We start from the raw sequence: 26,613 nt of genomic DNA, 5'->3' as shown, positions 1-26,613 counted from the left end.
GGCAAGAAAGGCACAAATAGAATGGGGAACGACAGCATTTCCTCCTTAATATAGAGGATGTTTGATGAAGGGAAGTGTATGTGCTTGTCTGATAAAAAAAAAGTGTTAGTGATTTCAGATTTTGGAATCGATGATATCGTCGCAGTACTGTATGCTTACTATAGCGATACGATTGAAATCGTTGGGATTGTTTCGGACTACGGGAATGTTTCCAGAGAATCCGCATTGAAAAATGTAAAATACCTGCAAAGCATTACGGGGATAACAGATATCCCGGTTATCGGTGGTGCGGTCTCTGCCTTGACGGGTACCCGGCCGAAGTTCTATCCGGAAGTTCATGGTGTGGCTGGTCTCGGACCGATCATACCTGGTGAAATTGAATTCAACCCTTCGGATATTAGTGAAAATTTCTATCAAATCAAGGAACTAATTAATCAATATTCAGGGGAGCTCTATATCTATTGTGCAGGTCGATTAACCTCATTGGCAACCGCCTTTATTTTATATCCTGAAACGATGAAGAAAGTGAAAGAATTTTATGTGATGGGAGGGGCTTTCAATGTTCCTGGAAATGTCACCCCGACCGCAGAAGCCAATTTCTATGGAGATCCTTATGCTGCGAATATCCTGATCCAGCTTGCCCCGAAGAAAATTCACCTCGTTCCATTGGATGTTACAATGTATGCACTCATAACCCCCCACATGATCGATCAACTCCATGAATTTTATCTGAAATCAAATGATAAGGTTGGCCAGATTATTAAACCAATGGTTGATTATTATTACGGGTTTTATAAGAAGACCTATCCAGATATTACTGGAAGTCCTCTGCATGATTTAGTGGCTATGTGGGCCCTTGCTGATGGCGGGAAGATGATATTCGAGGAAGTCCCGATACGGGTTGCTGTCAATACGGGTTGTACGTTTGGCCAAAGTATCGGGGATTTTAGGAAATCAACGGATAAAGAACCATGGCGGATTCATAAAATTGCAAAACAATTCCATTACGGACAATTTATTAAGGAAGTATTCTCCACTTTACAATCAGGACCAAGCCGTCAGGAATGAGGATGACCGATTGATGAGTGTATTAATGTTTTACAGGTAAAGAACCGTGATATAATAATTAAAAGAGTAAGCGAGGTGACACATATGAAAAAAATGTCCATTCTCATGCTCGCTTTTGTTTTTTTCCTGGCAGGGTGTTCGTTAGAAGATGCTGCTGATCACATTACAAGGGAAGTATCCAACTGGGATAAAGAAAGTCCCAATGAAACATTTATACCGAAGAACTTGAAGGTGGTTTCAATAGGAGATTCATTGACTCAAGGTGTCGGTGACAGTACGAAAAGTGGTGGGTATGTTCCTTATTTGGAAAAAAGCCTTGAATCATTAGATGGTGTAAAGGATGCCCAATTTCATAACTACGGAGTCAGGGGAAACCGTACCGATCAATTATTGAAAAGACTAAAGAAGGAAGATGTGAAGTCTTCCATTGAGGAGTCTGATTTAGTGATGATCACTATCGGCGGAAACGATGTTATGAAAATTTTTCGTGAAAATTTATCACACTTGAAGTTAGAGGTATTCCAGGAGGAGAAACGTCAATATCAACTCCGGTTACAAGAGATCATTGAAACGATCAGAAGTTATAACCCCGATGCAGGCATTGTCCTGGTCGGTCTGTATAATCCTTTTAATACTTGGTTTTCGGATATTGATGAAGTCAATCAGGTGATTCACAATTGGAATGAAGCAAGCATACAGGTACTGACGGGTTATGATAAGACGTTATTCGTGAAAATTGAGGACTTATTTATTGATGCAGGAGATACTCTATTGTATGAAGACTACTTTCATCCAAATGATGAAGGGTATAAATTGATCGCAGACCGAATGTTTACGGATCTTGCAAAAGGGGAAACATTAGCTACATTGACAGATAGAAAAGATTCTGTTGAGGAAGAGGAGCAGCCGTCATGAAGAACAAATGGAAGGTAGGGTTCTTTGTCCTTTTAGGTATGATCATTTTGGGATTCGTCATCATTGTGTCCATGATCTTTATGCCTGTAAAGGATGATGCACTGCCTGACGACAACAAAAATACAGATCAACAAGTAGGATTTAATGTAGAGACCAACAAGAAAGATTTAAATCTTATTATTGAACATTATATTGAAGAAGAAGGGATGAAAGGGCCGGTGGATTACGATGTTCAGCTGAAGGATGATGTTGAACTCCTTGGATCGGTCCCTGTCTTTACTTCAGATTTGGACTTTAAATTGAATTTCGAACCGAAGGCATTGGACAATGGGGATATTCTGTTAAAACAAAAATCGATTTCAGTAGGTTCACTGAATCTCCCGGTCAACTATGTACTGAAAGTGATCAGAGATTCTTATAATTTCCCGGACTGGGTAAAGATTCAACCCAATGATGAATTGATTTACGTCTCACTCCAAGACATGAAACTGAAGAGTGATGTGGAAGTACGGGCAAAAGAATTCGATTTGAAAGAAGATAATATTTCATTCAGATTACTCGTCCCTGTCGACCGCGCACAATAAGAAAAAGGTGGCTTCCTGATGGAGTCACCTTTTTTGTATGGTAAATTTTTATCCTTTCAATAGTATGGCTTCCAGTTCCGGTGTTCCATTGGCTAATCCCAAGGCAACGATCGTGTAGGCCTGATTAGGGCTCAGCTTCACATCCGGGACGCTCAGTACACTGTTTTTACTTCCGGCGACCCTCGCCTCGAGATTGACGGTCATTGGAGTCAACCCAAGATAATCGGTCGCTTGTTTAAAGGATATATCCGGGAATATGACATCCCCGCCTTTCACAGCTATATCAACTGCAGGGGCATCAGGGGAAAGATGAATGAATTTCACCTTTGTTTCTCCACTAGGCACTGTTGGATCATCCAGATAAGGAAGTAATTGCATCTTATTAAGTGTCCCGACAGCTGCAAGGGTGTAAATCTTTCCTGGATCGATTTTTACTTTTTTACTAATGACCGTTGTCACACTTGTACCTGCAGGATATACATCAATATGATATTTCCCGGCCGGCAATGTTAAATAATCGCTCACATCTTTAAAGGCTACATCCCGTAATACACGGTTTCCGTTTACATATACATCTACATTCGGTGCATCAGGGACCGCATGTAATACACGGACATACGAAGGCTGAATGGAGGTTGTCATGTCAGCTCGCTGCGCCTGCATGGCAAGCCTCATATATTTAAGATGTTTCTGGTAGTAATGAACGTGCATGGACGGATCAGAATATTTATAATAACCGGATAACAAGTCATACATCGCAGCTTTCGTCAAATAATCATGTTGGCTCATCCGTATCTCTCCCTTAACAGTATTAACACAATAGAATATGCCGGGGAGAAAAAATGGTGAAAACACCTATTTTTATAAAAATCAGAAATATAGCTTGCAATCCTTATGAAAATATTGGATAATGAAAGTACTAATTGAGAAAGTGGGTGATGTCATATGAACCTATCATTAATTGAGCAAAAGGCTAATGTAAATACGTATTATATCGGTTCTGCACGTCAACTCACTTTAAACGGGATTCTTTGATTTTTTTCATTTCTTCTATCGTGAAAAATCCGTTGACGTGTCGAACCACTCAACGGATTTTTTATTTTGGGAGGAAACAAGTTGAATACTAAAGAAACAGTTTTTGAAATGATGAACCACCTGACAGAAGAAGGCTTTATATTGGGAAGGGTTGTGACTGAACAAAGGGGTGCCTTTATGGTCATGACAAGAACAGGGGAAGTGTTAAGTAAGATTTCAGGGAAACTCAGGTTTGACACCGTTCAGCGCGAAGACCTACCCGCCGTAGGTGACTGGGTACTTTTAAGAAAAAAAGGGGCGGTCATTGAAAGAGTGCTGCCCCGGACGAGTAAATTTTCAAGGAAAAAAGCAGGAAATGAAGCAGAAGAACAAATCATTGCTGCAAATATCGACACAGTCTTCATCCTATCTTCACTAAATGATGATCTTAATAGTAAACGTATGGAGCGCTATTTACTTCTATGCTGGGAAAGCGGAGCGAATCCTGTCATCGTCCTGACAAAATCGGATACGTGTTCCGATCTAGAAGAAAAGAAAATAGAAGTGGAGAATACTTTGCTTGGGGTGAAAGTCGTTACCATAAGCGCCGTCAGTCGAGAAGGGATCGAGGACCTGATGCCTTATTTAGCTAAAGGGCAAACCGTCGCCCTCGTCGGTTCTTCAGGGGTGGGGAAATCCACACTGACCAATCTGCTTGTAGGATATGACGTCCAGAAGACAAAGGAAATCAGGGAATCCGATGATAAGGGCCGCCATACAACGACCCATCGGGAACTGTTCCTGTTAGAAAATGGTGCTGCCATCATTGATACACCGGGGATGAGAGAAATCCAGTTATGGCAGGGGCAGGAAGGATTGTCCACGCAATATAACGACATTGAGGAATTATCCCTTCACTGCCGATTCAATGACTGCCAACACGAAGATGAACCAGGCTGCGGGATTCGCATGGCCATTGAAGAAGGAAGCCTTTCAGAGGAGAGGCTCGAACACTATCAGAAGCTCCAAAGGGAAATCGCTTATATGGAAAGACGGGGAAATAAGCGGTTAGAATCTTTGGAACGAAAGAAGTGGAAAAGTATCGGGAAGCAGAGAAAGCTTAAATAAAGGACTTAGAAGAGTGACCCTTTGGGCACTCTTTTTTAGTCAAGGTGAGGATCGATTCCAAGCTATTTGCTTTCCCTTTTTATCGGGAATGCGTTAAAATCGCATACAAAGGGAATAGTGAAAGAGAATGTTTTGGAAAGGATGATGATCATGTCAGAAACTGATGCGTATCAAAAAGCCACGTTTGCTGGAGGGTGTTTTTGGTGCATGGTAAAACCATTTGATGAACAGCCTGGAATTGGCAGTGTGACATCCGGATACACAGGGGGACACGTTCCAAATCCATCTTATAAAGAAGTATGTTCAGAAACGACAGGTCATTATGAGGCCGTTCAAATTGAATATGACCCATCTGTTTTTCCTTACGAGAAGTTATTGGAACTGTTCTGGCAGCAAATCGACCCGACGGATCCAGGCGGTCAGTTCTTTGACAGGGGTCAATCATATAAGACGGTCATTTTTTACCATGATGAAGAGCAGAAAAGGCTGGCAGGGGAATCGAAGGAAAGACTGGGGAAGTCTGGGATCTTTTCCAAGCCCATCGCCACAGAGATTTTACCTGCCAAGCAATTTTATCCTGCAGAAGAATACCATCAGGACTATTACAAAAAGAACCCGGGGCATTATCAACGATACAGCAGGGGATCTGGAAGAGTTGCATTTATTGAAAATCATTGGGGGGATAAGAATGAGTAAAGATGATCTAAAGAAAAAACTGACACCCGAGCAATATGATGTCACTCAGAACAATGGGACGGAGCCGCCGTTTAGAAATGAGTATTGGAATACGTCTGAAGAGGGCATCTATGTCGATGTCGTCTCGGGGAAGCCTCTTTTCAGCTCGAAGGATAAGTATGATGCCGGCTGCGGTTGGCCAAGTTTCACCAAACCCATCGATGATGAGGAAGTTTCAGAAAAGGAAGATAGAAGTCACTTTATGGTGCGGACAGAAGTAAGAAGCAAAGAAGCCGATTCTCACCTGGGTCACGTGTTCAATGATGGACCCGGTCCGACAAAACTCCGTTATTGTATCAATTCGGCGGCACTCAGGTTTGTCCCCATCGACAAATTGGAAGAGGAAGGCTACGGAGTATACAAGAAATTATTCTAACATAGTGAATCGGTGTGGAAACATTCACATATGTGCTAAAATAGACTTTTCATGTTTACTTTGAGTTACATATGTGTATATAAAAATATGAAGAGGAAGGTGAATGATGATGCTTAAAAAGTTTTTTGGTAAAAAAGAAGAAGCTCCTAAAACAATCAATGCTGTAGCACCTTTAACCGGTACCGTAAAGTCACTTGAAGAAGTGCCGGACCCTGTATTTTCACAAAAAATGATGGGGGATGGAATCGCAATCGATCCGACAATAGGAAAAGTCGTTTCACCTGTAGACGGTGAAGTCATGCAGCTTTTCCCGACGAAACACGCAGTTGGGATCAAAGCGAAAAACGGCGCTGAAATCCTGATCCATATCGGACTTGAAACGGTTTCAATGAACGGTGAAGGGTTTGAAGCGCATATCTCAGAAGGTTCAAAAGTGAGTATCGGAGATCCACTGATAACGTATGACCTGGAACTTGTAAAAGAAAAAGCGAAAAGCACCATCACACCCATCATCATCACAAACGGCGATGACATGGGAGATCTTGTGAAAAAAGACGTGACCAGTGTGACAGCAGGACAGGAAGAAGTATTGGAGATCTCTTCGAAATAGTGAAGAGAGGAAAGACCGGCGAAGATGCCGGTCTTTTTATATTGGGTGATCTTACGAATTGACCACTATATCCCTCATCATATATTCGTAAAAAGGTGCCTTCAAATAAAATGGGCAAATGCACAAACACATTCTAGGTGAATGACATAGAGTATAAGGTAAATAAATAAATTTTTTGAGGAGTGATGGGTATGAACTATGGTTATGGTTGTGATCCATGTTATCAAGGTGGATATGCTTATCCGGTTGCCGGTTGTGGCGGTAATGGTTTTGCATTGATCGTTGTGTTATTCATCCTGTTGATTATTATTGGAGCCGTTTGTTACTGCGGACATTAATCCTTTAAAGGATATTTGAAAATAATGATGAAAAAAAGAGCTGTCACTCAAGGACAGCTCTTTTTGGATTATATTTTAAAGCTTGAAATTAACTCTTTCAGTTTTTCAGCTTGCTGGGAAAGTTCTGATGCACTAGCAGTGACTTGTTCCATGGCAGCAGATCCTTCCTCTGATGCAGCGGCAGTGGTCTCGGTGTTTGATGCGGTGGTTTCTGCAATTTCATTTACATGGGCAAATGAAGTGGCCACCTCTTGACTGAGATTCAGTGTTTCCTGAATATGGTCGACCATTTCATCCACGACTACCGTTGTTTTCGTCGTTTGACTCAGGATGTCTTCAAGGGATGCATTGGTTTCATTGGTGATTTCAACACCTGCAATGACTTCTTTCACTCCATCAGAGTTTTGCTTGATGATGATATTGACTTCTTCCTGGATGCTGTGGACGATTTCCGTTACACCCTTGGCAGCCTGTCGGGATTGTTCAGCAAGCTTTCTGACTTCATCTGCTACAACCGCAAATCCCCTGCCGTGTTCCCCTGCCCTGGCTGCTTCAATGGCAGCATTCAGTGCGAGAAGGTTGGTTTGTTCGGCAATGTCAGTAATGGTTCCAATAATAGTGGTGATTTGCGTTGAACGTTGTCCCAATGCTTCAACGGTTTCACTTGTGTTGGACATGGTTTCTTCAATGCTCATCATTTTAGTTGAAGAGGCGTGGACGGTTTTTCCGCCTTTTTCAGCAACGACTCTCATATCACGAGCGGTTTGTCTGACAAGTTCTGCCTGGTTGAATAAGAAGCGTGCTGCCTCCTCCAAGCTGTTCATTTTCTCTAATGAAGAGGACATGCGATGTGTTGTCTGGTCACTTCCTGCTGCAATTTCACTCGATGTTTCCGCAATGGACGTAATCGTGCGCGATGTTTCCTCTGCAGATGCGAGAAGCTCCTGGCTGCTTGCAGATACGTTTTCTGCCATCTCAGAAACCTTCTTTACAAGGATGGCAATGCCGGCGATAAGCTGATTCGTATCAGAGGCCAGGTCAGCCAACTCATCTTTTGATTTTACATGGATCCGTTTCGTTAAATCTCCACCTGCATTGGCAATCTCTAAAATAGATGTACTGATTTTCTTTGTATTGGTTTTAATCGTATGAGATAAAATGATTCCAAAGAATACCGCTAAAAGAACGGCGAATGCCGATAAGCCGATGGTGACGATTTGCGACAGCTGGACTTGACGGGTCAGAGAATCGATCCGGTCATCCAGATCTTTTTGTTGGTCGATGACGATCATATCTACATATGAACGGATGCCGTCCAGATATTTTTTACCTACTCCTGTTTCGACGAGGTTCGCAGCCTTTTCGAGACCTTTATCTTTCCTGGTCTCGATCACCCGATCGACAAATTGCATCCAGAATCCATATTGGGCTTCAATTTTTCCCATCTTTTCAATCTGTTCAGGGTCATCTTTCAAGAGCGAATTCAAGTCTTTGAGTTGACCTTCCACTTCTTTTTTTCCATTTTGATAGGGTGCAAGAAAGCCTGTCGCACCTGTAATAACGAAGCCTTGTTCCCCAATTTCAATATCATTTAATACTTTTGAAAGATCCTTTAATTTGGTGTCGACTTTCATATCATATGTAATCAACGTGTCGATCTCTTTCTTGAGCTTCATCATATTGAAGTAAGAAGTAGACGCGAGGACCAACAGAACAATGGTCAAAAGCCCGAATGACAGGACGACTTTTCCCCTTATGGTACGAAAATAAGAGAATATACCCAAGGTCCTTTTAGTTCTTTCATTTTTCATTTTCTTTCTTTTTGGTGCTTTTAGTTTTTTTTCTCTAATCTTTTTCACCGTTTCCCCCTCCTGAAGATAAGCAAAAAGTAGCATCATAGGATGAACTTACCATTATTTTATACATATCGACCTAATATATCTAGTCAATTCGGAAAATTTTGTCGAATTTTTGAGAGTTTTAGTATATTTCAATCATGAATAAATAGTAAACTCTCTTTCTATCGTTGCCTGATTCCAGCGGAAATCCAAAGATAAGATGATTTTTTAATAAAAAATGAAAGATTCGGCTTTTCAGACATATGAATAATGTATGGGAAATCTTGAAAAGCATCCAGATGAGCGAATCGAAAGAGAGTATGAATCTGATTCTTTCAGGAGGGGGAACAATGCCTCATTCGCATTTAATAAAACCGATGATTGGGGAGCAATATCCAACGATTGATTATGGAAAGGGTGTTTTTTTGTATGACACCGACGGCAAGGAATATGTAGATGCCTGTTCTGGAGCGGTGACGGCAAATTTGGGACATGGTATGGAAGAAATTCTTCAATCAATCGTGAATCAAGGAAACAAAGTGGCGTTTGTGTATCGATCTCAGTTCAGCAATCAGCCGGCAGAGGAGTTAGCCTCCTTTTTGAATGAGAAAACAGGTTATCCCTGGACCTTCTTTGTAAATAGTGGATCAGAGGCAGTGGAAACAGCCATTAAGATCGCCATTCAACATTGGCAGGAGAAAGGGAAGCCGCTGAAAAGGAAGATATTATCACGTTGGCTCAGTTATCATGGAATCACTTTTGGGGCCTTATCTGCTTCAGGGCATCCAACAAGAAGGGAACGGTTTGATTCGTTTTTGGGGGACTGGCCAACCATCGAACCGCCTTATTGTGCTCACTGTCCATTTGGTAAGACTTACCCTTCATGCGGGTTGGCATGTGCGTCCCAACTGGATACCATGGTAACGAGAATAGGGGCTGAAAATATAGCAGCGTTTATAGCAGAACCGATCATTGGAGCGGCAGGGGGGGCAATCACCCCTCCAAAGGGATATTATGAACGGATTAAGGAAATCTGTGGAGCCCATGACATCTTGTTCATTTCCGACGAGGTGATGACCGGATGCGGGAGGACGGGAACCTTCTTAGCGCTAGAACACTGGGGAGTAAAGGCAGATATAGTAGCAGTCGGTAAAGGTCTGAGTGCCGGATATGCCCCGATTGCTGCAACCCTCATTTCAGAGAAGATCATGGAACCGATCGTACATGGAAGTAAAGTGATCATGAGCGGCCATACCTTTAGTGGGAATCCCATGTCAGCGACTGCTGCATTGGCCGTTCTTAAGCTGATAGATTCAGAAAAGATCATTGAAGGAGTCGATCAGAAAGGGACCTATTTAAAGAATCTCCTGGAAAAATGCAGAACTGAATTTTCTTTTATTCAGGACATCAGGGGAAGGGGCCTCATGTGGGGGATTGAATTTGATGAGCGGGGTGCGGGATTTACGTCTTTCATCGTTCAGAATGGAGTGGATAACGGAATTTTATTATACCCTGCTTCAGCCGGGATTGATGGCAGGAAGGGCTCTGCCATCATGATGGCACCACCATTGAACAGTACGAAAAGAGAGCTTGAGGAGATGGTTAAAAGGTTGAGGAGAACTTTTCAAATGGCAGCAGAGAATTGGAAGGTGACTTAGATGTCTGCACATCACAATAAAATGAGGCTTTATGAAGAAATCCTGCCCTTTTTTCATGATGAAATGACGATGATGTTTGGAGGGTTTGGAGGGGTTGGCTCCCCGCCTACCATGATAAGCCATCTTCTGGAGTGGGGGGTGAAAGATCTTACCATCATCGGAAACGACACAGGCTTCCCCCACATCGGCATCGGTCAATTGGTTGCTCAAAATCGAGTGAAGAAAGTGATTGCTTCACACATAGGCTCTAATCCGATTGCAGGAAGGTTAATGAGCGAAGGGAAGCTTGAAGTTGAATTTTCTCCACAGGGTATCTTAGCTGAAAGAATCAGGGCAGGGGGAGTGGGATTAAAAGGGATCATTAGCGACATAGGGGTGGATGACCCATATTTGAACAAAGGGAAGACTTTCGTTGAAGTAGAGGGTGAACGCTTTGTATTCGAGACGGCATTGGTTGCTGAAGTGGGTATCGTTTATGCGAAGAAAGCCGATACTTTCGGGAACCTTGTCTATGACAAAAGCGCAAGAAATACGAATCCCCTTATCGCAATGGCCTCGGATATTACGATCGTCGAGACGGAGGAAGTGGTTGCTTACGGAGAGCTGGATCCTGAAGAAATTGTCACTTCAGGGGTATTTGTGGATCATATCGTCTTGTCTAAAGGAGTCGATTGGAAATGGGCCTGGGAAACGAATTGAAGGAAAAGATGGCAAAACGTGCAGCGCTTGAGGTGAAAGAAAATATGATTGTGAATCTCGGGATCGGGATTCCCTCCCTCGTTCCAAATCATCTACCTCAAGGATTTCCGGTCATATTTCAATCTGAAAATGGAATCATTGGCATCGGTCCTGCACCAGTGGAAGACCATGAAGATGAAAATTTGTGTAATGCAGGAGGGTTCCCGGTTTCGTTGATGGAGGGGGGATGTTATACAGATAGCTCCATCGCTTTCGCCATGATCCGCCGGGGCAAAATCGATTTAACGATACTTGGATCCCTGCAGGTCAGTGAAAATGGGGATCTTGCCAATTGGATCATCCCGGGCAAAAAGGTTCCGGGGATGGGAGGAGCAACCGAACTTGCCTCCAAAGCAAAGAAAGTCATTGTACTCATGACCCACTTAGACAAGAACGGCGGCAGCAAAATCGTGAGGGAATGTACCCTTCCATTGACGGCGCGCCGCTGTGTTTCGATGATTATCACTGACCGTGCAGTATTCTCACTTGAAGATGATCAATTAATCCTGCGTGAGATATTCAATCCTTACACATTGAAGGACATAGAGGAGACGACAGAAGCCCGTTACATCTTAAGCCCTGATATCAAGTTTATAGGGTAGGGGGAGGAAATCATATGGACACTCATCGCCTCATAAAAAAAGTAATAGAAGAAAAAAAGAAAAGAACGATCAAGCTTCTGCAAAGATTGGTCCAAGAGGATAGTGTCAGGGGAAACGAATCAATGGCACAGGCGATCATGATAGAAAAGTGCAGAAAGCTTGGTTTGGAGCTGGACATTTGGGAAATAAACGAGAGTGATATAAAGCATCATCCTTTTTACAAGTGTGACCGGAAAAACTTTAAAGGTAACCCCAATGTGGTAGGGGTCTTAAAGGGCACAGGCGGGGGGAAAAGCCTTCTATTAAATGGACATATTGATGTTGTACCGGAAGGGGATCGAAAAGATTGGGTCCATGATCCATATAGTGGATTCATCAATGACGGGAAACTTTACGGGCGGGGAGCAACGGATATGAAGGGCGGTTCGGTTGCTTTGCTTCTCGCCATCGAAGTGATAAAGGAGTTGAATATTCAATTAAAAGGGGATGTCATTTTTCAAAGTGTCATAGAAGAGGAAAGCGGGGGGACGGGAACCTTAGCCGCATTAATTAGAGGCTATAAAGCGGATGCTGTCATCATTCCTGAGCCGACCAATATGAAGATCTTCCCTAAACAGCAAGGGTCCATGTGGTTCCGTCTAAAGGTAAAGGGGAAATCTGCACATGGGGGAACCAGGTATGAAGGGGTAAACGCTATAGAGAAAGCGTATAAGGTCGTTCAAGCTCTCCAGCAATTGGAGAATGCACGTAACGAGAGGGTGGATGATCCATTATATGGAAATATTCCGATTCCATTACCGGTTAATATCGGAAGAATCGAAAGTGGAAAATGGCCATCTTCCGTTCCGGACACAGCTATCATTGAAGGCAGGATAGGAGTGGGACCCTGGGAGACACTCCAGGAAGTAGAACAGGAATTCACAACCGAAATTTCCAAGCTGAAGTCAATCGATGCATGGTTTGATGAACACCCTGTTGAGGTGGAATGGTTTGGCGGGCGCTGGCAGCCAGGCAATCTTCCAAGTGACCATGAACTAGTAAACACCCTGTCAAAGCATGCTAAAAAGGTCATGAAGTCTGATCCAATCATCGAAGCCTCCCCTTGGGGAACGGATGGGGGAATCCTGTCTCAAGGGGGCAATATGCCTGTGGTGATTTTTGGACCGGGAACGACTGAAGTGGCCCATGATGCAAATGAATACATTGAATTAGAAAGGGTTTACCAATCGGCTGAAATTTTTTCTCTCTTTATGGTTGATTGGTGTAATAAACCCTCATGATTTTTATCACAATGGGGTAGAAGGTAATAAGGTGCAAAACCCATGCGACGAGAGAGGACTGGTAATGATCCGGACATTCCGGTACAAAAGAATGAGTTTACACACCCATCTGTTTCATCACCTTAGACAGGAACAACTCACTTGATTCAAGTATGAGGTTGTTCCCTTTTTAAGGTGGTTTGTTTCATAACTTATCTCATGCCCTCATATGTTTGTTAAAAAGGGGCTTAAAAGAATGCAGACATATGAATATATACAACAACCAAAAGTGGAAGCGGCCATTTATAAAGATGACTATAATCGGAGACTCCGGGTGGATGAATTCAGGGGGAATGCAGGAAGGCTATTGGAGTACATGGAAAATATGGCTGAGCCCCATCGGTTCGAAAAGATCATTGTGAAGGCAAAGTCAAATCAGGTTGCCCACTTGGTAGAAAAAGGGTTTATTGTGGAGGGGGGAGTAAACGGTTACTTTAGGGGAGATAGGGCCTTCTTTATGAGTAAATTTCTGACGGATGATAGAAGGAATAGTTCTAATTGGAGAAAAGAGGATGACATTCTTCAAGCGGTTCAACAGCTTGATAGAAAACCCATGGAAGGATCAGGATTGATATCTGTAGCCACCGGGGGGCATGCAGAGAAATTAGCAGATCTGTATCAAGAAGTGTTCACGCTTTATCCTGTACCATTACAAGATCCCGATTATATAAAAGAATCCATGAAAAATGGGACAATCTTTGTGTACATCGAGGAGGATGGAAGGATAATCAGTGCTGCTTCTGCTGAAATATCTTTTTCCAACAAGAATGCTGAACTAACGGATTGTGCTACGAGATCTTCTCATCGTAAAGGCGGGTATATGAAGCATCTGCTAAGGAAATTGGAAGGTGAACTGATTAAACAGAATATTTATTGTGCTTATACGATAGCAAGGGCTCTTTCATTCGGGATGAATGCAGCATTCCATCAGCTTGGATACAGGTATGGTGGGAGACTGGCGAATAATTGCATCATCTTTGACAAAATGGAAGATATGAACATTTGGGAAAAGGATTTAAGTGAGAGGTAGAAGAAGTCATATTGGCAGTACAAGAGTCTTGTGGAACGAAACTTTTTGGAAAGTTGGTGGAGTAGATGAAAATGAATCTCTATAAACCAAAAAGGGATTGGAAGGATATTGAACTTTGGGAAGATGTGACGGATGAACAATGGAATAACTGGTTATGGCAACTGACAAACACAATCAGAACCCTTGATGACTTGAAGAAAGTGGTGAACTTGACGCCGGAGGAAGAAGAAGGGGTCAAAATTTCAACCAAGACCATTCCGTTAAATATTACTCCTTACTATGCATGGCTCATGAATGAGGAAGATCCCCGCTGCCCGATCCGGATGCAATCCGTTCCGATTGGCCAGGAAATCCATAAAACAAAGTATGACCTGGAAGACCCATTACATGAAGATGAGGATTCACCGGTCCCCGGGTTGACACACCGTTATCCGGACAGGGTGTTATTTCTCGTAACCAATCAGTGTTCCATGTACTGCAGATACTGTACGAGAAGGAGGTTTTCGGGACAAATCGGAATGGGTGTTCCGAAGAAGCAGCTTGATGCGGCCATTGAATATATAAGGGATACGCCGAGCGTAAGGGACGTACTGCTTTCTGGCGGGGATGGTCTCTTGATCAATGATCAAATACTCGAGTATATATTAAAGAACCTGAGAGACATACCGCATGTCGAGATCATCCGGATTGGAACGAGGGCACCTGTCGTGTTTCCACAACGGATCACTGAAAACCTGTGTAATATATTGAAGAAATACCATCCGGTTTGGTTAAATACTCATTTCAATACATCCATTGAAATCACGGAAGAGTCCAAGAAGGCATGTGAGATGCTTGTGAATGCAGGGGTTCCTGTAGGAAATCAAGCTGTGATCCTGGCAGGCATCAATGACAGCGTCCCGATCATGAAGAAGCTTATGCACGATCTGGTTAAAATTCGCGTGCGTCCGTACTATATTTATCAATGTGATTTATCGGAAGGGATCGGCCATTTCAGGGCACCTGTCAGCAAGGGGCTTGAAATCATTGAAGGATTGAGGGGGCACACATCCGGTTATGCCGTCCCGACCTTTGTGCTGGATGCTCCTGGAGGCGGAGGTAAAATATCCCTTCAACCGAATTACCTGATATCCCAAAGTGCTTCGAAAGTGGTCGTAAGGAATTTCGAAGGTGTCATCTCCACTTATCCGGAACCGGAGGAATACGTAGCCGGAAGGGCAGATGAATACTTTAAAGAAGTTTATCATGATGAAGAAATCAAAGAACCTACCATTGGTATCGCCGGATTGATGAATCAAACCCATTCTTCCCTCACGCCAGCTGGTCTCAAGCGCTTGGAGCGTCGCAAGGAATATCAGGAGAACCCGGATCACAATTCTCTCAAGGACTTCAGGGGAAAAAGGGATCAGCTTAAGGAAAAGAAGCATAAAGCAATGCTTTCAAAAATGAATCAAGACAAAAATGATGATAAGGAAGAAACCATCAATGGCTAAAAATACGGCAAAGGTGTGCGAATGGTGTGAAGAGAACACGGCTCATGCTCATCAATCAAGTGTGTATTGGGAGCTGCCTGATGGCTCACGGGCGGTTCAGATTGCGAATGTCCCGAGCCTCTCTTGCAGTCATTGCGGGATGGACTACCAGGAAGAATCCATCATCAATGAGATTGAAGACCAATTGATGCTGATCGATACGAGGTTAATTGATAAAGTGATTCCTTATAAAGACTTAATGGCACTTCCCCGCTTACTAAAGAAGAATTATTTTCGATTTTAGCAGGTGGAGTCCACGATATGTTCTTATTTGAAGCAAACACTTTACGAATTCATCTTCTTCCGCTATCCTTTTAGAAAAGAAAGCACAAGGGCAGGTGGAAGAGATGAGAAAATCCTTTTATCACTACTTAATGAAATACAGGCAACCTACTGCCAAGGATGAAATAACCCGTTTTGCGAATTCAGCTTATGATGATCACAGCTTTCCGAAACAGTCCGGGCAATACCATGAAATCAGCTCCTATCTCGAAATGAATGGGCACTATCTTGAAAGTATGTCCATCTTCGACATGGCCTGGGACCAGTACCAATTAGAAGAAAAAAATTAATGATACACCCTAGCCAATGGACTGACATTTGTTTCCCGCAAACGTCGGTCCTTTTTTAAAAAGTCCCGCGGTCTTTTTGATTCGTTTTTAGCCATCGCATGAAAACATTTCTTACCCTAAAAAAAGATAGTCAGGGATTTCGTGTATACCGATATGATTGTTATTGCATATCATATAAAAAAGGCGATTAAGGGTGAGGGGAGAATGAAGAAACGAAAAGAGCCTAGATTCAGAGTTGGGGAAACGGTAGTCGTCACAATCTATGGTACCGTCGGGAAAATCACCGACATTAAAAAGATTGACGGAGAGTTTTTATATGAGGTTAACGAAAGTGAAGGATTATTCAAGGAAAAAGCATTAGAACTGCTTGATTCTTATGATGGATATATTTTTGAACAGGAACAGATCGATATTGAATACAAATTTTTGTTTGGAGACCTTGTCATTGTAAAGGGATACGAAGAGGATCTCTTTAAAGTGGTGGGTTTCAGAACAGAAATATGGCGATATAAAGATGATGCGTGGGAAGACGTGATCTATGAATTAATGAGGATCACGGACGGTGAATGGCTGGAGGCAGACGAAGATGAAATTACCCTGGTTGCCGATGAAGAGCAGGCAGAAGCTTTCATAAAGAAATATGGGTTCGTCTTCCCGCAAAAAAAAGAAGGTAAATCAAAATCGCTCCATTCACCTGCTTACCCGAAGCCAACCTGGATTGATCAGCTCCTTGATCATTACAATGACTACAAAACACTGTACCTATTATTCAATGATAGTAAATACAAGAACAAAATGGATTATGTGTTAGAGCAGTTGAAAAATCATACAAACACACAGTCTATCGTTAAAGAGAAGGAATAAGCCACATAATATAAAGAAAAATGGGAACGCTTATGCCAAGGAATGATAATAGTATGACACGAAGGATCCATTGCATGCCTGAAACAATGATCCCTTCTCCATTCTCCAGGTCTCTTACCATTGATTTCGTTTTTTGGGTAAATGTATGTAACATACTATCGCTCCTCTACCTTTGATGATAAAGTCTATGCTTGTCTTTAAAGTGTTATGAAAACTTTTTTCTCCTGGCATAACCGGGATAGTATTGTCATAAATTGAGAATCAAAGGGGGCGATCACATGCGGGAGATAGAAGTCTTTATCGACACTGAGGAAATTGCTGATTTCTTTATGAAAGAACTGATCCAAAGAGGGTATGCAGCATCAGAAGATGAGCTGGAAGAAATAGCGGATATCACATTCGAGTATCTGATTGCCAAATGTATCATTGATGAAGAATGGGAAGATGAGGCTTAAACTCTTTTCACCCATGGATATGGATTTCACTTAGTATGCCAACGACCATTCATATAACGGGGATTGACTCTGATGTGTCGCTCATACCTTCTTTCATGAAGGAAGGGGGGCACATTATTTTGAGTCAATCCCTCTTTAGTTTCAGAAGAATAGTCGTTCTTGCTTTCCATTTCTGGGTCATAGAGAAATGATGAGGGATCGTCATCGTCAAAAGGGGCGACATCACCTCAATCGGTTGCTCTTTAAACCAATCTGTCGACGAAGGATCGTCATAATGGATATTTTCCCAGACAGCTCCTAGTGCAGGGCTGAATAGATGCTTTCTTTTCTTCACCCTCGAGTAAATATGGGGCCAATAATCCTCCCTGGATCCCGTATGTGGATGGTGAAGGGAGAAAGATAATGCAGTCGGGAAAATAATCGGATGGAATAATACCCTATATAACTTCTTACCTAATTGAATTCTGCGATCCACTTTCTCAAAGTGAGAAACGGAAAGTCCGGCCAGGGAGTATGTGGAGTGCTTGCCATAAGGAAATAGTATGGAAGTGAATTCCAGACGGTCCTGTAGGAAAAACTTCCACTTGTCAATTCCCATATTAAGATTGGGTCTGGATAATATTTTGTTTTGAATCAGGTGCTGCTCATTCATAATGAGTGCGGTCGTCAACACAGGGTGATTCCCCGTCTTGAGATAATCTGCCCATATCTTCCACATGAATACCGAAACGTGGAACTTTTTGAGGAGGTGAAAGGGGCGGCGGCCGGTTAATTTCCAGTTTTCATAAAGTAATAGTTGGGGGTAAGCATCGTCAAAGATAGCTGCATTACATCGTTCCAGAAACTCGAATAGAGATTGTTGTTCGTTGGCACTCATTACATGTGAGAGCAGATCGTTCTGGATATCTGTCATATGATAACCGGCATTTCTCGATACCATGTGGGCGAGAAAAGACCAGTGAAGTTCAGGGTGTTTTTTGAATAAATCGAGATAGGAAGAAGTTCTTGTCAGGTTATTGACATTCCCTTTTTTTACTTTGATGGAAATTTCCCTGAACAAAGCTTGATCTTCAGGAAAATAGACATCGGGTACCGGTTCCTGCTTCATTTCGTCGTAAAGCCTGCAAACCGCCTGAACATCGAGAAGGGGGGATATATTCTTTCGTTTCCCGGGTTTGAATAGGTTTGAAAAAATTTGAAACGGTGAATAACCCAAGTAATCACACCTCTCAAAAAAAGATGATATAATTTTTTGTGTGAAACTAATCTTTGAAGTGAATCGTATATATAAATACAAATGAAGGAGAATCACTATTTGGGAGGTTTATTTATGTTAAAGAAGATCATTAAGAGTTTATTAGGCTCAAAGCGTCACCACTACAGCTCCAGTGACGCCTGGAAAAAATATAAATCACCGAAGCATAAACATTTCGGACACCATCACTATAAAAAGCATAAGAGCAAAAGTTTTTTCTCCAGTTTCTTTAGCAGTTGAAGGGGCAAGGGAGTATAGATGATTCATGTTCTATTTCGCAGACTCGTCGATGCATTTGAACATACCTGGAAACCGGGAGATAGGGTCGACGAATACCAAATCATCCGTTTAGTTGGGAAAGGAAGCTATGGTACGACTTATTGTGTCTTGCTCCCTAATGGAGACGAAGCCATTTTGAAACGAATACGCCCTTACAAGAAGTTATTTTCCAATCACGTCCAATATGTCCGGAATGAAAGGGATGCACTGGAAACTTTAACTCACCCCCACTTCCCTGCATTCATCATGGCTGGCGATTATAAGGGGATTTCCTATCTTGTCATGAAAAAAATGAGTGGTCGTACTTTTGAGGAATTGATTTTTCAAGAAGGAAAAAAGTATTCAGAGGAAGAATCTTTAAGAGTAGGTTTGCAGGTAATAACATTAGTGGACTTCATTCATCAAAATGGGTATGTACACCGGGATTTAAGGATTCCTAATATTCTTTTTGATGGTGGTGCCATTCATATCATCGATTTTGGTCTTGCGTGTGAAATAGGGACAGATTCAACTATCCTGGAAGCTCATAAGGATTATATGAGGGATAAATCGAAGAAAAGTGATTATTACGCAATTGGTCATTTTCTATTATTTTTATTTTATTCTTCTTATGAGCCAGGGAGTAATAGGGATAAAGGTTGGGAAGAGGAGCTTCCTATTCATCATGATACGAAAGCCATTCTGAGAAAACTTCTGCAAATCGACGAAGAATATCATGATGCCTCGGAGTTGATCGGGGATTTAATAAAGGTGATTCATATATTACACATACAATAAACGAGGAGGAATTTTCATATGTCATTTTTTAACAAAGTATTTGCTTCAATCGGTATTGGAGCAGCCACAGTGGATACTAAATTGGAGAAATCGAGCTACGTTGCAGGGGAGACGGTAAACGGGGTGGTGGAAATTACGGGGGGAAGCACGGAGCAGAGTATCGATGCCATCTATTTAACCCTTTTCACTACATATATTCGGGAATCGGATGACAAGAAATATACAGATTACGCCCCAATTCAAAAGGTGCAAATATCCAATCCATTCACCGTTTTGGAAAATGAAAAAAAAGAATTTCCATTTACCTTCACCCTCCCCTTTGAAACTCCGATCACATATGGGAACACCAGGGTGTGGGTAGCTACGGGTGTGGATATCAAAAATGCAGTAGATCCAAAAGACAAAGACTATATTGAAATCGTGCCGAATCACTTGACGAATGCCATCTTGACTTCTGTACAGGAGCTCGGCTTCAGAATTCGCACAGTGGAATGTGAAGAGGCGCCCAGACGCTACAGAGGGAGATATCCTTTCATTCAGGAGTTTGAGTTTGTACCGGTGAATGGACCATATCAACGTAAATTGGATGAACTTGAAGTGATGTTCCTGAATCAATCGGAAGACCAGGTAGAATTGCTTCTGGAAGTGGACAGACGGGCGAGGGGGCTGGGGGGATTCCTGGCGGAAGCTCTCGAAATGGATGAATCCATGGTCAGGGTGACCATAGGCTCGTCCGATATTCCCCATTTAGCATCGAAACTTCAACAAGCCATCGACAAATTTGCGTAAATAATCCATTCGACAAAGATTCCTATGAATCTGAGAAGGATTCGACACGCTGTTTGTGTAATTGTATGAGTACAACATAATGACGGAGGGGTGCTCATGCCTTTACTTGAAAAAATCATTCGTCCTAAGCTTTTGAGATCGACCTATGACGTGACCATTTTCCAAACCCCTAATTATGGGGAGGACAAAGGGTACGAGGAGGTTTATCGTATCTCGGTAGAAGCAAATAATCATGAAGAAGCCCTGTATCAGACATTCAGGACGTTTAATGTACCAGACTTGGTTCCAAAGGATTATCAAGGCAGATATATTGCTACACGTGACATCGTCTTCATTGATGAAGGACGGAGGGGCCACCACTATTATCGTCTCCAGCCAAATGGCTGGAAGAGGGTGAACCGGATCGTCATTCATTAGATAAAGGTAAGTTCGAAAAAAGGAAAGGATCTGCCTCAGTGGCCGGATTCTTTCCTTTTTTATAAGTCCTTACATGTTATGTCCAGGACCATTTTTTCTATTTCTACCTGTATTCTCTTTCCCGTGTGCATTATGCTCGGCATCTAATGCTTCTTTTGGGATATGATTATTTTTCTTAGGGGCATTGATTCTATTTCGGTGTTTTTTTCCCATCCGTGTGTCCCCCTTTGTTATGATTTAAGTTTTTCGGTTCTTGAAGAGGTTGGTTGTGTCCCCGACCGGGTAGAAGGGTTGGTCTCATTTGCATGTTGTACTGCTTGCTTCAGTTTTTTGCTCATTTGTTCTTTAGCCATGGTTAATCACTCCTTCTGCCTTTATTTTGACCTCGCAAACAGCATTTTATCCTTCCATTTCCTAGCGTTGCATATGTCCGAAAAAAGGATTACAATGGTCTTTCAACAGTCTTGATAGGAGGAATAGTTAGTGAGTATACATATTAATGCGAAAGAAAACGAAATTGCAGAAACAGTTCTTTTACCTGGGGATCCACTTAGAGCAAAATACATTGCAGAAACGTTCTTAGAAGATGTAACATGCTACAACGAAGTCCGTAATATGTTTGGATACACAGGAACGTATAAAGGAAAAAGAATTTCGGTGCAGGGAACTGGAATGGGTGTCCCGTCGATTTCAATTTATATTAATGAATTGATGCAAAGTTATAACGTTCAGAACCTGATTCGTGTCGGTACATGTGGTGCCATTCAAAAGGACGTGAAAGTACGTGACGTCATCCTGGCAATGACATCATCCACTGATTCTCAAATGAATAAATTAACGTTCAATGGGATCGATTATTCTCCAACAGCGAACTTTGATCTATTAAAACGTGCATATGATGCAGGAGTAGAAAAAGGACTTAATCTGAAGGTAGGAAACGTATTCACTGCTGACATGTTTTATAATGACAATGCGGAGCATGAAAAGTGGGCTCAATATGGTATTCTTGCCATTGAAATGGAAACGTCCGCCCTTTATACATTGGCAGCTAAATATGGTCGAAATGCACTTTCGGTTCTGACTGTAAGCGACCATATCCTGACGGGGGAAGAAACCTCTTCAGAAGAGCGTCAAACGACTTTCAATGAAATGATCGAAGTGGCTTTAGAAGCGGCCATTCAAGAATAATTTATAGAGGCAATATGAAAAAACTGCTTACACTCCCGAGTCGGGTTTATAGGCAGTTTTTCATTTTGTGAAGTTTCTCCTGCTTACATATAGCACTGGACATGATAAGATGGAGAATGGAACCATTATAGAGAAACTAGGTGAAAGTATGAAAAAGATCATCTTCGTAACTGCTGCCTCCCTGGTTATGTTATCAGGTTGTTCGCAAGTAGAAGAGTGGTCAGACGAAATATTTGGCCAAAAACAGCAAGAGACACAGGAAAAGGAACCAAAGGTCCAAACACCTGACAACGGGCAGGATGAACAAGCATTGCCGGAACAGCAGCCTTCCGAAGAAGCGGATCCGAAAGAGTTGCAATTAGAGTCCCAATACTTCAATGACGTAAAAGTCGTGGACGGGAAACAGGTTATTCAAAATCCCTCCAATTTATTAGCATTGGTAAATAAGGAATATGCATTAGATGAATACAAACCTGCAGATTTAGTCCGTCCAAACGTTCCATTCGTATTCGGGGATGAGGACCTTGAAAAAGCGCACCTACGTAAAGAAGCTGCAGAGCAGTTGGAAAAAATGTTCGCAGATGCCAAAGCAGGAGGGGTATTCTTGACGGCCATTTCAGGTTACCGTTCATACGAATACCAAAAAATGCTCCTGGATAGGGAAATAGCCCAATTCGGTGAAGAAAAGGCAGTCATGGCCGTTGCGCCTCCGGGACAAAGTGAGCATCAATCAGGATTGGCTATGGATATTTCCAGTCAAAGCAACCAATTTCAAGTAAATATAGAATTTGCTGATACGAAAGAAGGAAAATGGCTGGCAGAGAACGCATATAAGTACGGGTTCATTCTTCGCTACCCCGAAGATAAGGTATCCATTACCCAATATCAATATGAACCTTGGCACTATAGATATGTTGGGATGGACGCCGCTAAAGTGATTCATGAAAATGATTGGACACTTGAAGAATACTTTAATAATGTAAAGAAAATCTAATGATGATAAAGGGTCAGGGCCTATGGTTCCTGACCCTTTTTTAGATGGGGATTTAGGGATGCTAAGATCTTTCTGCCTCAAAAGGGATGAATTCCCTTCGCCTTGTTCTCTTTTTTTGTATTTCCACATACAACAGTAATAAGGGATGTCCAAATTTGGAATGGGTGGGTGGATGGTATGATGAGGGTGTTTAGTATAATCATCATTGGCAGTGTTTTCGTCGGGATAGGCATCAATCAATTTTTCGTCCCCCATCATTTTCTCGATGGGGGCATGATCGGGATCGGTTTGATTGCCCACTATTGGCTTGGTGTGAAACCCGGTCTTACCATCATTCTCCTCAGTATCCCCCTTTATCTGCTTGCCTTCTTTAAAGATCGAATCCTTTTTTATAACAGTATTCATGGGCTATGGTTGTCCTCTTTGATGATTGATTACTTTTATCAATGGCATACCCTCATACTCCTTCCTCCACTAATGAGTGCTTTTTTTGGTGGTGCTTTTGTCGGGATCGGAATAGGCCTCATGTTAAGGGGGAATTCCGCTACGGGTGGATCTGATTTATTGGCACAGTTAATTGGAAAGAGTTTTGGATGGAATGTCGGTAAGCTGATCTTTGCCTTTGATAGTGTCGTGCTTATGGCGGGCTTCCCCATTATTGGAGTGGAAGCATTTTTATATTCTTTGTTAGCTGTAAGCACGGTGGGGTTTTTTACGACGCTTTTGACGCATCATAATGGAGAAGATGGATTTTCCTTTCGCTAACATGGAAAAGCTGATAGAATAAAGAAGTTATGAGCTTAAAATTGCTCAGCGGAATGTTTCATGATATTCTAAACGAAAATTCACACAAGATACATAGCAACGAAAGTGGTGGAAGCTTTGGAACAAGATAAGACAGAACAGTCACAACAAGAAACCCAGTCAAGTTTTATAAAAATGAAAAAATTCAAATTCGTCATGCTCCTTTTTTTCCTTGTATTCCTAACGGCAGGAATTACAACATTTGCATTGGCGTTTGGAGATGAAAAGGCAGTTAATGTAGGGGTTACCGAACGATCGGAATTTCAGAAGCTGTATGAAGCCTATGATAAGTTGAACCAGAATTATTACAAGGACCTGGATCAGGACAAACTTGTAAACGGTGCGATCAATGGGATGATCGATAGCGTCGGTGATCCTTATTCCGATTATATGAACGAGGAAGAGGCGAAGAAGTTCCAGGAAAGCATTTCTTCTTCGTTTGAAGGAATCGGAGCAGAGATTCAGGAGAAAGAAGGCTATATATCCATCGTTTCTCCAATTAAAGGTTCCCCTGCAGAAAAAGCCGGCCTGCAGCCGAACGACATCATCACGAAGGTAGATGACAAAAGCATTCAGGGTATGTCTGTGACAGATGCCGTTCTCCTCATTCGTGGAGAAAAAGGCACAAAGGTAACGCTGACCATTCAACGGCCAGGCCAGGATAAACCGATGGAGGTCACCATCACCAGAGATGAGATTCCGATTGAAACGGTTTATGCAGAGATGAAAGATAATGGTGTAGCTGAAATCCAAATCACGAGTTTTTCAGAAAATACGTATAAAGAACTGACAGAAGCGTTAAATGAAATGAACGATAAAGGCATGAAGAAACTCGTTCTGGATCTTAGACAAAATCCAGGTGGATTACTTGATCAAGCTGTTAAGATCTCGAATCTGTTTGTGCCTGAAGGGGAAGTCTTATTCCAGGTGAAAGACAGTAATGGTAAAGTGGAAAAGTATGTGTCAGAATCAGGTCAGAAGGTAGAAGTCCCTACAGCCGTACTGGTTGATGGAGGAAGTGCAAGTGCTGCAGAAATTCTATCAGCAGCCGTAAGCGAATCCAATGATATACCTTTGGTTGGAACGAAGACCTTCGGTAAAGGGACCGTCCAAACGGCAGAAACCTTCAAAGATGGCTCAAATATGAAGTTTACCACGGCTAAGTGGCTGACGCCTGAAGGAAATTGGATTCATGAAAAAGGCATCAAGCCAGATGTCGAAGTGAAGATGCCAGATTATGCCCAGCTTCCATACATCAATCCAGACAAGGAACTAAAGGAAGAAGATTTATCAGATCAGGTGAAAACCGCAGAGCAAATGCTCGAAGCTCTGGATTTAGATCCCGGGAAAGTAGACGGTTATTATGATGCTGATACAACGGCAGCTGTTAAGGAATTCCAAGGGGAAAATGACCTCGAAGAGACAGGTACACTGAACGGGGAAACCATCTTAAAGCTTATGACCGACCTAAGAGAAAAGCTGAAGGAAAACGATCCTCAACTGAAAAAAGCGATTGAAGTGTTAAATAAAGATCAATAAATTCAAGGTCTCAGGTGGTTTCACCTGGGATCTTTTTTATTAGGTAGCTTCAATCGTCTTGGTTCCTTGCCTGGCGTAGATTGTCCCGTACCTTATCCATTCGTGATGTACGTTGTGTTCCTATTCACTTTCTAATAAAATATGTATAGGGATCAATGGAAAGGAAGATTACATGAAAAAAGATGTTTATATATTATCCGGATTTCTTGGAAGTGGAAAAACGACTTTACTTAAACAATTGCTGAAATCCTTAAAGGATCATGATAAAAAAACCGCGGTATTGATGAATGAATTAGGAAGTGTATCCATCGATAGTGATGCGGTGGATGATGACACTGCATTGCGTGAACTTCTTGATGGGTGTATTTGCTGTACCATTTCAGAGAAATTGGAGTCACAGCTCCAGGAACTTCTGGTGAACGAAGACTTTGATGTACTGGTCATAGAAACAACAGGTGCTGCACATCCAGTTGAGGTGGTCGATTCCATTCTGTCCCCTCTGTTCGCCGATCGTTTTGAGTTCAGAGGAATCGTTACAATAGTGGATGGCCTTCAATGGCGTAATAGAGGGGACTTCAGTCCGGCTGTCTTACATTTGATGAGAGAACAAATCCGTCATGCCCAGTTTATTATAGCGAATAAGATGGACTTGCTTACTGAAATGGAACGAGGGACATTCTCTTACGAACTGCAGCAAATTAATCAAAATGCCAAGGTGTATTTAACGAATTATTCTCAGGTATCCATGGAAGATATTCTATCTTTAAGTGCACAACAAGAGGCAATATCATACGACCGGGCCGCCATTGGGGACCATCTGACTCTGCAGGCGGTCGTCTATACGTTCAGCGGTAATGTAAATGGAGAAGCCTTTGAAGAATGGGTGAAAACCCAGCCGGATTCCATTTACAGAATGAAGGGGTATGTTCCATTGCAAGGAAGGAACTATCCAACATTGTTTCAGTATTCATACTGCATGCCGCTCTTTATGCCCGGAGATATGAAATACCCTACCAACTTCGTCATAATCGGAGAAAATTTACATAAAGAAGAAATAGTACAGTCTTTAAAGAAGATTGACCTGACGAAATAATTTGGAGGGGTGGGGGAGTCCTAATATGGTTTTTTTATTGTTTAGTGTAGAACTCATATTATTCATTGCTGGGGTATACGTTTTCAGTATCCATGAAACCAA

Annotated in this window: 32 protein-coding genes; 26 read left to right on the top strand and 6 right to left on the bottom strand. The window is 42.2% G+C overall.

Features of this window, described 5'->3' with window-relative positions; all coding sequences use genetic code 11:
- Positions 1–84: 84 nt before the first annotated feature.
- The 3 genes from AC0VXY_RS12760 to AC0VXY_RS12750 all read left to right on the top strand — a co-directional run bounded on the left by AC0VXY_RS12760 (position 85) and on the right by AC0VXY_RS12750 (position 2,567).
- The gene (locus tag AC0VXY_RS12760; RefSeq protein ID WP_475525461.1) at positions 85–1,068 is read left to right on the top strand and encodes a nucleoside hydrolase; all 984 of its coding nucleotides are present in this window, start codon (positions 85–87) and stop codon (positions 1,066–1,068) included.
- 84 nt (positions 1,069–1,152) lie between these two features.
- Entirely contained in the window at positions 1,153–1,983 is an 831-nt protein-coding gene (locus tag AC0VXY_RS12755) for an SGNH/GDSL hydrolase family protein (protein WP_435990390.1), read from the top strand.
- Positions 1,980–2,567 carry a YpmS family protein gene (locus AC0VXY_RS12750; RefSeq protein ID WP_435990391.1) on the top strand — a complete coding sequence of 196 codons (588 nt, stop codon included), beginning with the start codon at positions 1,980–1,982 and terminating at the stop codon, positions 2,565–2,567. The genes AC0VXY_RS12755 and AC0VXY_RS12750 overlap by 4 nt, the downstream gene beginning before the upstream one ends.
- 48 nt (positions 2,568–2,615) lie before the next feature.
- Here AC0VXY_RS12750 and AC0VXY_RS12745 read toward each other — a convergent pair whose 3' ends face one another.
- Positions 2,616–3,356: a DUF4397 domain-containing protein gene (locus AC0VXY_RS12745; protein ID WP_475525460.1), complete on the bottom strand. Its 741-nt coding sequence runs from the start codon at positions 3,354–3,356 to the stop codon at positions 2,616–2,618.
- 354 nt (positions 3,357–3,710) lie between these two features.
- Here AC0VXY_RS12745 and rsgA point away from each other — a divergent pair, with 354 nt between their 5' ends.
- The 5 genes from rsgA to AC0VXY_RS12720 all read left to right on the top strand — a co-directional run bounded on the left by rsgA (position 3,711) and on the right by AC0VXY_RS12720 (position 6,768).
- A complete protein-coding gene (gene rsgA / locus AC0VXY_RS12740) occupies positions 3,711–4,709 on the top strand; it encodes a ribosome small subunit-dependent GTPase A (RefSeq protein WP_475527866.1) in 999 nt (332 codons plus the stop codon).
- A 150-nt stretch (positions 4,710–4,859) separates the two neighbouring features.
- Positions 4,860–5,405 carry a peptide-methionine (S)-S-oxide reductase MsrA gene (msrA, locus tag AC0VXY_RS12735; RefSeq protein WP_475525459.1) on the top strand — a complete coding sequence of 182 codons (546 nt, stop codon included), beginning with the start codon at positions 4,860–4,862 and terminating at the stop codon, positions 5,403–5,405.
- Positions 5,398–5,820 (top strand): peptide-methionine (R)-S-oxide reductase MsrB, encoded by a 423-nt coding sequence (msrB, locus tag AC0VXY_RS12730; protein ID WP_475525458.1) that lies wholly within the window; start codon positions 5,398–5,400, stop codon positions 5,818–5,820. Before msrA ends, msrB begins: the two co-directional genes overlap by 8 nt.
- 109 nt (positions 5,821–5,929) lie before the next feature.
- Complete coding sequence (locus tag AC0VXY_RS12725) at positions 5,930–6,430, top strand: PTS sugar transporter subunit IIA (protein ID WP_475527865.1); 501 nt, start codon at positions 5,930–5,932, stop codon at positions 6,428–6,430.
- A gap of 191 nt (positions 6,431–6,621) precedes the next feature.
- A complete protein-coding gene (locus AC0VXY_RS12720) occupies positions 6,622–6,768 on the top strand; it encodes a YjcZ family sporulation protein (protein ID WP_082386316.1) in 147 nt (48 codons plus the stop codon).
- 68 nt (positions 6,769–6,836) lie between these two features.
- Here the strand turns inward: AC0VXY_RS12720 and AC0VXY_RS12715 are convergent, their stop codons facing one another.
- Positions 6,837–8,627 carry a methyl-accepting chemotaxis protein gene (locus tag AC0VXY_RS12715; protein ID WP_435990396.1) on the bottom strand — a complete coding sequence of 597 codons (1,791 nt, stop codon included), beginning with the start codon at positions 8,625–8,627 and terminating at the stop codon, positions 6,837–6,839.
- A gap of 329 nt (positions 8,628–8,956) precedes the next feature.
- Between AC0VXY_RS12715 and AC0VXY_RS12710 the strand changes: the two genes are divergently transcribed.
- From AC0VXY_RS12710 to AC0VXY_RS12670, 9 genes are all read left to right on the top strand, one after another.
- Positions 8,957–10,264 carry an aspartate aminotransferase family protein gene (locus AC0VXY_RS12710; protein ID WP_475527864.1) on the top strand — a complete coding sequence of 436 codons (1,308 nt, stop codon included), beginning with the start codon at positions 8,957–8,959 and terminating at the stop codon, positions 10,262–10,264.
- Positions 10,265–10,963: a 3-oxoacid CoA-transferase subunit A gene (locus AC0VXY_RS12705; protein ID WP_475525457.1), complete on the top strand. Its 699-nt coding sequence runs from the start codon at positions 10,265–10,267 to the stop codon at positions 10,961–10,963.
- Positions 10,942–11,604 (top strand): 3-oxoacid CoA-transferase subunit B, encoded by a 663-nt coding sequence (locus AC0VXY_RS12700; RefSeq protein ID WP_475525456.1) that lies wholly within the window; start codon positions 10,942–10,944, stop codon positions 11,602–11,604. The genes AC0VXY_RS12705 and AC0VXY_RS12700 overlap by 22 nt, the downstream gene beginning before the upstream one ends.
- Positions 11,605–11,618: 14 nt before the next feature.
- Complete coding sequence (locus AC0VXY_RS12695) at positions 11,619–12,884, top strand: peptidase (RefSeq protein WP_435990400.1); 1,266 nt, start codon at positions 11,619–11,621, stop codon at positions 12,882–12,884.
- Between the two features lie 235 nt (positions 12,885–13,119).
- The gene (ablB, locus tag AC0VXY_RS12690) at positions 13,120–13,953 is read left to right on the top strand and encodes a putative beta-lysine N-acetyltransferase (protein ID WP_475525455.1); all 834 of its coding nucleotides are present in this window, start codon (positions 13,120–13,122) and stop codon (positions 13,951–13,953) included.
- 65 nt (positions 13,954–14,018) lie between these two features.
- Positions 14,019–15,446, top strand: coding sequence for a lysine 2,3-aminomutase (gene kamA / locus AC0VXY_RS12685; protein WP_475525454.1), 1,428 nt, complete (start codon positions 14,019–14,021; stop codon positions 15,444–15,446).
- Entirely contained in the window at positions 15,439–15,729 is a 291-nt protein-coding gene (locus AC0VXY_RS12680; RefSeq protein WP_435990403.1) for a YokU family protein, read from the top strand. Before kamA ends, AC0VXY_RS12680 begins: the two co-directional genes overlap by 8 nt.
- A 103-nt stretch (positions 15,730–15,832) precedes the next feature.
- On the top strand, positions 15,833–16,057 hold the full coding sequence (locus tag AC0VXY_RS12675) for a YozE family protein (protein ID WP_435990404.1): 225 nt from the start codon (positions 15,833–15,835) through the stop codon (positions 16,055–16,057).
- Positions 16,058–16,261: 204 nt separating this feature from the next.
- Positions 16,262–16,921, top strand: a complete 660-nt coding sequence (locus AC0VXY_RS12670) for a hypothetical protein (RefSeq protein WP_258261539.1) — start codon at positions 16,262–16,264, stop codon at positions 16,919–16,921.
- Here AC0VXY_RS12670 and AC0VXY_RS12665 read toward each other — a convergent pair.
- Positions 16,905–17,075 carry a hypothetical protein gene (locus AC0VXY_RS12665; protein ID WP_435990405.1) on the bottom strand — a complete coding sequence of 57 codons (171 nt, stop codon included), beginning with the start codon at positions 17,073–17,075 and terminating at the stop codon, positions 16,905–16,907. The genes AC0VXY_RS12670 and AC0VXY_RS12665 overlap by 17 nt on opposite strands.
- A 124-nt stretch (positions 17,076–17,199) precedes the next feature.
- Between AC0VXY_RS12665 and AC0VXY_RS12660 the strand changes: the two genes are divergently transcribed.
- Positions 17,200–17,376: a YozD family protein gene (locus AC0VXY_RS12660; RefSeq protein WP_435990406.1), complete on the top strand. Its 177-nt coding sequence runs from the start codon at positions 17,200–17,202 to the stop codon at positions 17,374–17,376.
- Positions 17,377–17,500: 124 nt separating this feature from the next.
- Here AC0VXY_RS12660 and AC0VXY_RS12655 read toward each other — a convergent pair whose 3' ends face one another.
- Complete coding sequence (locus tag AC0VXY_RS12655; RefSeq protein WP_475525453.1) at positions 17,501–18,592, bottom strand: DUF2515 family protein; 1,092 nt, start codon at positions 18,590–18,592, stop codon at positions 17,501–17,503.
- A gap of 297 nt (positions 18,593–18,889) precedes the next feature.
- Here AC0VXY_RS12655 and AC0VXY_RS12650 point away from each other — a divergent pair, with 297 nt between their 5' ends.
- The 3 genes from AC0VXY_RS12650 (at position 18,890) to AC0VXY_RS12640 (ending at position 20,893) form a co-directional block, all read left to right on the top strand.
- Complete coding sequence (locus tag AC0VXY_RS12650; RefSeq protein WP_475525452.1) at positions 18,890–19,687, top strand: serine/threonine protein kinase; 798 nt, start codon at positions 18,890–18,892, stop codon at positions 19,685–19,687.
- 18 nt (positions 19,688–19,705) lie between these two features.
- On the top strand, positions 19,706–20,476 hold the full coding sequence (locus AC0VXY_RS12645; RefSeq protein WP_435990409.1) for a sporulation protein: 771 nt from the start codon (positions 19,706–19,708) through the stop codon (positions 20,474–20,476).
- 96 nt (positions 20,477–20,572) lie between these two features.
- The gene (locus AC0VXY_RS12640) at positions 20,573–20,893 is read left to right on the top strand and encodes a YodL domain-containing protein (protein ID WP_435990410.1); all 321 of its coding nucleotides are present in this window, start codon (positions 20,573–20,575) and stop codon (positions 20,891–20,893) included.
- Between the two features lie 69 nt (positions 20,894–20,962).
- On the opposite strand, the gene AC0VXY_RS12635 is transcribed toward AC0VXY_RS12640, so the two are convergent.
- Both AC0VXY_RS12635 and AC0VXY_RS12630 read right to left on the bottom strand, forming a co-directional pair.
- Positions 20,963–21,106, bottom strand: a complete 144-nt coding sequence (locus AC0VXY_RS12635; RefSeq protein ID WP_435990411.1) for a hypothetical protein — start codon at positions 21,104–21,106, stop codon at positions 20,963–20,965.
- A gap of 17 nt (positions 21,107–21,123) precedes the next feature.
- A complete protein-coding gene (locus AC0VXY_RS12630; RefSeq protein WP_261750612.1) occupies positions 21,124–21,246 on the bottom strand; it encodes a hypothetical protein in 123 nt (40 codons plus the stop codon).
- 130 nt (positions 21,247–21,376) lie between these two features.
- Between AC0VXY_RS12630 and deoD the strand changes: the two genes are divergently transcribed.
- From deoD to AC0VXY_RS12605, 5 genes are all read left to right on the top strand, one after another.
- Positions 21,377–22,081, top strand: a complete 705-nt coding sequence (gene deoD / locus AC0VXY_RS12625; protein ID WP_034758629.1) for a purine-nucleoside phosphorylase — start codon at positions 21,377–21,379, stop codon at positions 22,079–22,081.
- Between the two features lie 148 nt (positions 22,082–22,229).
- Entirely contained in the window at positions 22,230–23,075 is an 846-nt protein-coding gene (locus AC0VXY_RS12620) for a M15 family metallopeptidase (protein ID WP_475525451.1), read from the top strand.
- A 177-nt stretch (positions 23,076–23,252) separates the two neighbouring features.
- Positions 23,253–23,840, top strand: coding sequence for a YitT family protein (locus tag AC0VXY_RS12615; protein ID WP_475525450.1), 588 nt, complete (start codon positions 23,253–23,255; stop codon positions 23,838–23,840).
- Between the two features lie 117 nt (positions 23,841–23,957).
- Complete coding sequence (locus AC0VXY_RS12610) at positions 23,958–25,418, top strand: lmo1851 family serine protease (RefSeq protein WP_475525448.1); 1,461 nt, start codon at positions 23,958–23,960, stop codon at positions 25,416–25,418.
- A 172-nt stretch (positions 25,419–25,590) separates the two neighbouring features.
- A complete protein-coding gene (locus AC0VXY_RS12605; RefSeq protein ID WP_475525447.1) occupies positions 25,591–26,511 on the top strand; it encodes a CobW family GTP-binding protein in 921 nt (306 codons plus the stop codon).
- Positions 26,512–26,613: the final 102 nt, after the last annotated feature.

This window comes from Rossellomorea sp. QJM3NY_18, from assembly GCF_056173145.1.
This window is presented reverse-complemented; position numbering and strand designations above follow the sequence as displayed.

Excerpts from the sequence above, each read along its gene's own strand:
- AC0VXY_RS12630 (WP_261750612.1), bottom strand. The coding sequence starts at position 21,246 with ATGGCTAAAGAACAAATGAGCAAAAAACTGAAGCAAGCAGTACAACAT.
- msrA (WP_475525459.1), top strand. The coding sequence starts at position 4,860 with ATGTCAGAAACTGATGCGTATCAAAAAGCCACGTTTGCTGGAGGGTGT.
- AC0VXY_RS12620 (WP_475525451.1), top strand. The coding sequence starts at position 22,230 with ATGAAAAAGATCATCTTCGTAACTGCTGCCTCCCTGGTTATGTTATCA.
- AC0VXY_RS12635 (WP_435990411.1), bottom strand. The coding sequence starts at position 21,106 with ATGGGAAAAAAACACCGAAATAGAATCAATGCCCCTAAGAAAAATAAT.
- AC0VXY_RS12665 (WP_435990405.1), bottom strand. The coding sequence starts at position 17,075 with ATGTTACATACATTTACCCAAAAAACGAAATCAATGGTAAGAGACCTG.
- kamA (WP_475525454.1), top strand. The coding sequence starts at position 14,019 with ATGAAAATGAATCTCTATAAACCAAAAAGGGATTGGAAGGATATTGAA.
- AC0VXY_RS12725 (WP_475527865.1), top strand. The coding sequence starts at position 5,930 with ATGCTTAAAAAGTTTTTTGGTAAAAAAGAAGAAGCTCCTAAAACAATC.
- AC0VXY_RS12700 (WP_475525456.1), top strand. The coding sequence starts at position 10,942 with ATGGGCCTGGGAAACGAATTGAAGGAAAAGATGGCAAAACGTGCAGCG.
- rsgA (WP_475527866.1), top strand. The coding sequence starts at position 3,711 with ATGATGAACCACCTGACAGAAGAAGGCTTTATATTGGGAAGGGTTGTG.
- msrB (WP_475525458.1), top strand. The coding sequence starts at position 5,398 with ATGAGTAAAGATGATCTAAAGAAAAAACTGACACCCGAGCAATATGAT.
- AC0VXY_RS12755 (WP_435990390.1), top strand. The coding sequence starts at position 1,153 with ATGAAAAAAATGTCCATTCTCATGCTCGCTTTTGTTTTTTTCCTGGCA.
- AC0VXY_RS12750 (WP_435990391.1), top strand. The coding sequence starts at position 1,980 with ATGAAGAACAAATGGAAGGTAGGGTTCTTTGTCCTTTTAGGTATGATC.
- AC0VXY_RS12705 (WP_475525457.1), top strand. The coding sequence starts at position 10,265 with ATGTCTGCACATCACAATAAAATGAGGCTTTATGAAGAAATCCTGCCC.
- AC0VXY_RS12640 (WP_435990410.1), top strand. The coding sequence starts at position 20,573 with ATGCCTTTACTTGAAAAAATCATTCGTCCTAAGCTTTTGAGATCGACC.
- AC0VXY_RS12670 (WP_258261539.1), top strand. The coding sequence starts at position 16,262 with ATGAAGAAACGAAAAGAGCCTAGATTCAGAGTTGGGGAAACGGTAGTC.
- AC0VXY_RS12660 (WP_435990406.1), top strand. The coding sequence starts at position 17,200 with ATGCGGGAGATAGAAGTCTTTATCGACACTGAGGAAATTGCTGATTTC.
- AC0VXY_RS12745 (WP_475525460.1), bottom strand. The coding sequence starts at position 3,356 with ATGAGCCAACATGATTATTTGACGAAAGCTGCGATGTATGACTTGTTA.
- AC0VXY_RS12695 (WP_435990400.1), top strand. The coding sequence starts at position 11,619 with ATGGACACTCATCGCCTCATAAAAAAAGTAATAGAAGAAAAAAAGAAA.
- AC0VXY_RS12605 (WP_475525447.1), top strand. The coding sequence starts at position 25,591 with ATGAAAAAAGATGTTTATATATTATCCGGATTTCTTGGAAGTGGAAAA.
- AC0VXY_RS12720 (WP_082386316.1), top strand. The coding sequence starts at position 6,622 with ATGAACTATGGTTATGGTTGTGATCCATGTTATCAAGGTGGATATGCT.
- AC0VXY_RS12645 (WP_435990409.1), top strand. The coding sequence starts at position 19,706 with ATGTCATTTTTTAACAAAGTATTTGCTTCAATCGGTATTGGAGCAGCC.
- AC0VXY_RS12680 (WP_435990403.1), top strand. The coding sequence starts at position 15,439 with ATGGCTAAAAATACGGCAAAGGTGTGCGAATGGTGTGAAGAGAACACG.
- AC0VXY_RS12650 (WP_475525452.1), top strand. The coding sequence starts at position 18,890 with ATGATTCATGTTCTATTTCGCAGACTCGTCGATGCATTTGAACATACC.
- AC0VXY_RS12615 (WP_475525450.1), top strand. The coding sequence starts at position 23,253 with ATGATGAGGGTGTTTAGTATAATCATCATTGGCAGTGTTTTCGTCGGG.
- AC0VXY_RS12675 (WP_435990404.1), top strand. The coding sequence starts at position 15,833 with ATGAGAAAATCCTTTTATCACTACTTAATGAAATACAGGCAACCTACT.
- ablB (WP_475525455.1), top strand. The coding sequence starts at position 13,120 with ATGCAGACATATGAATATATACAACAACCAAAAGTGGAAGCGGCCATT.
- AC0VXY_RS12710 (WP_475527864.1), top strand. The coding sequence starts at position 8,957 with ATGCCTCATTCGCATTTAATAAAACCGATGATTGGGGAGCAATATCCA.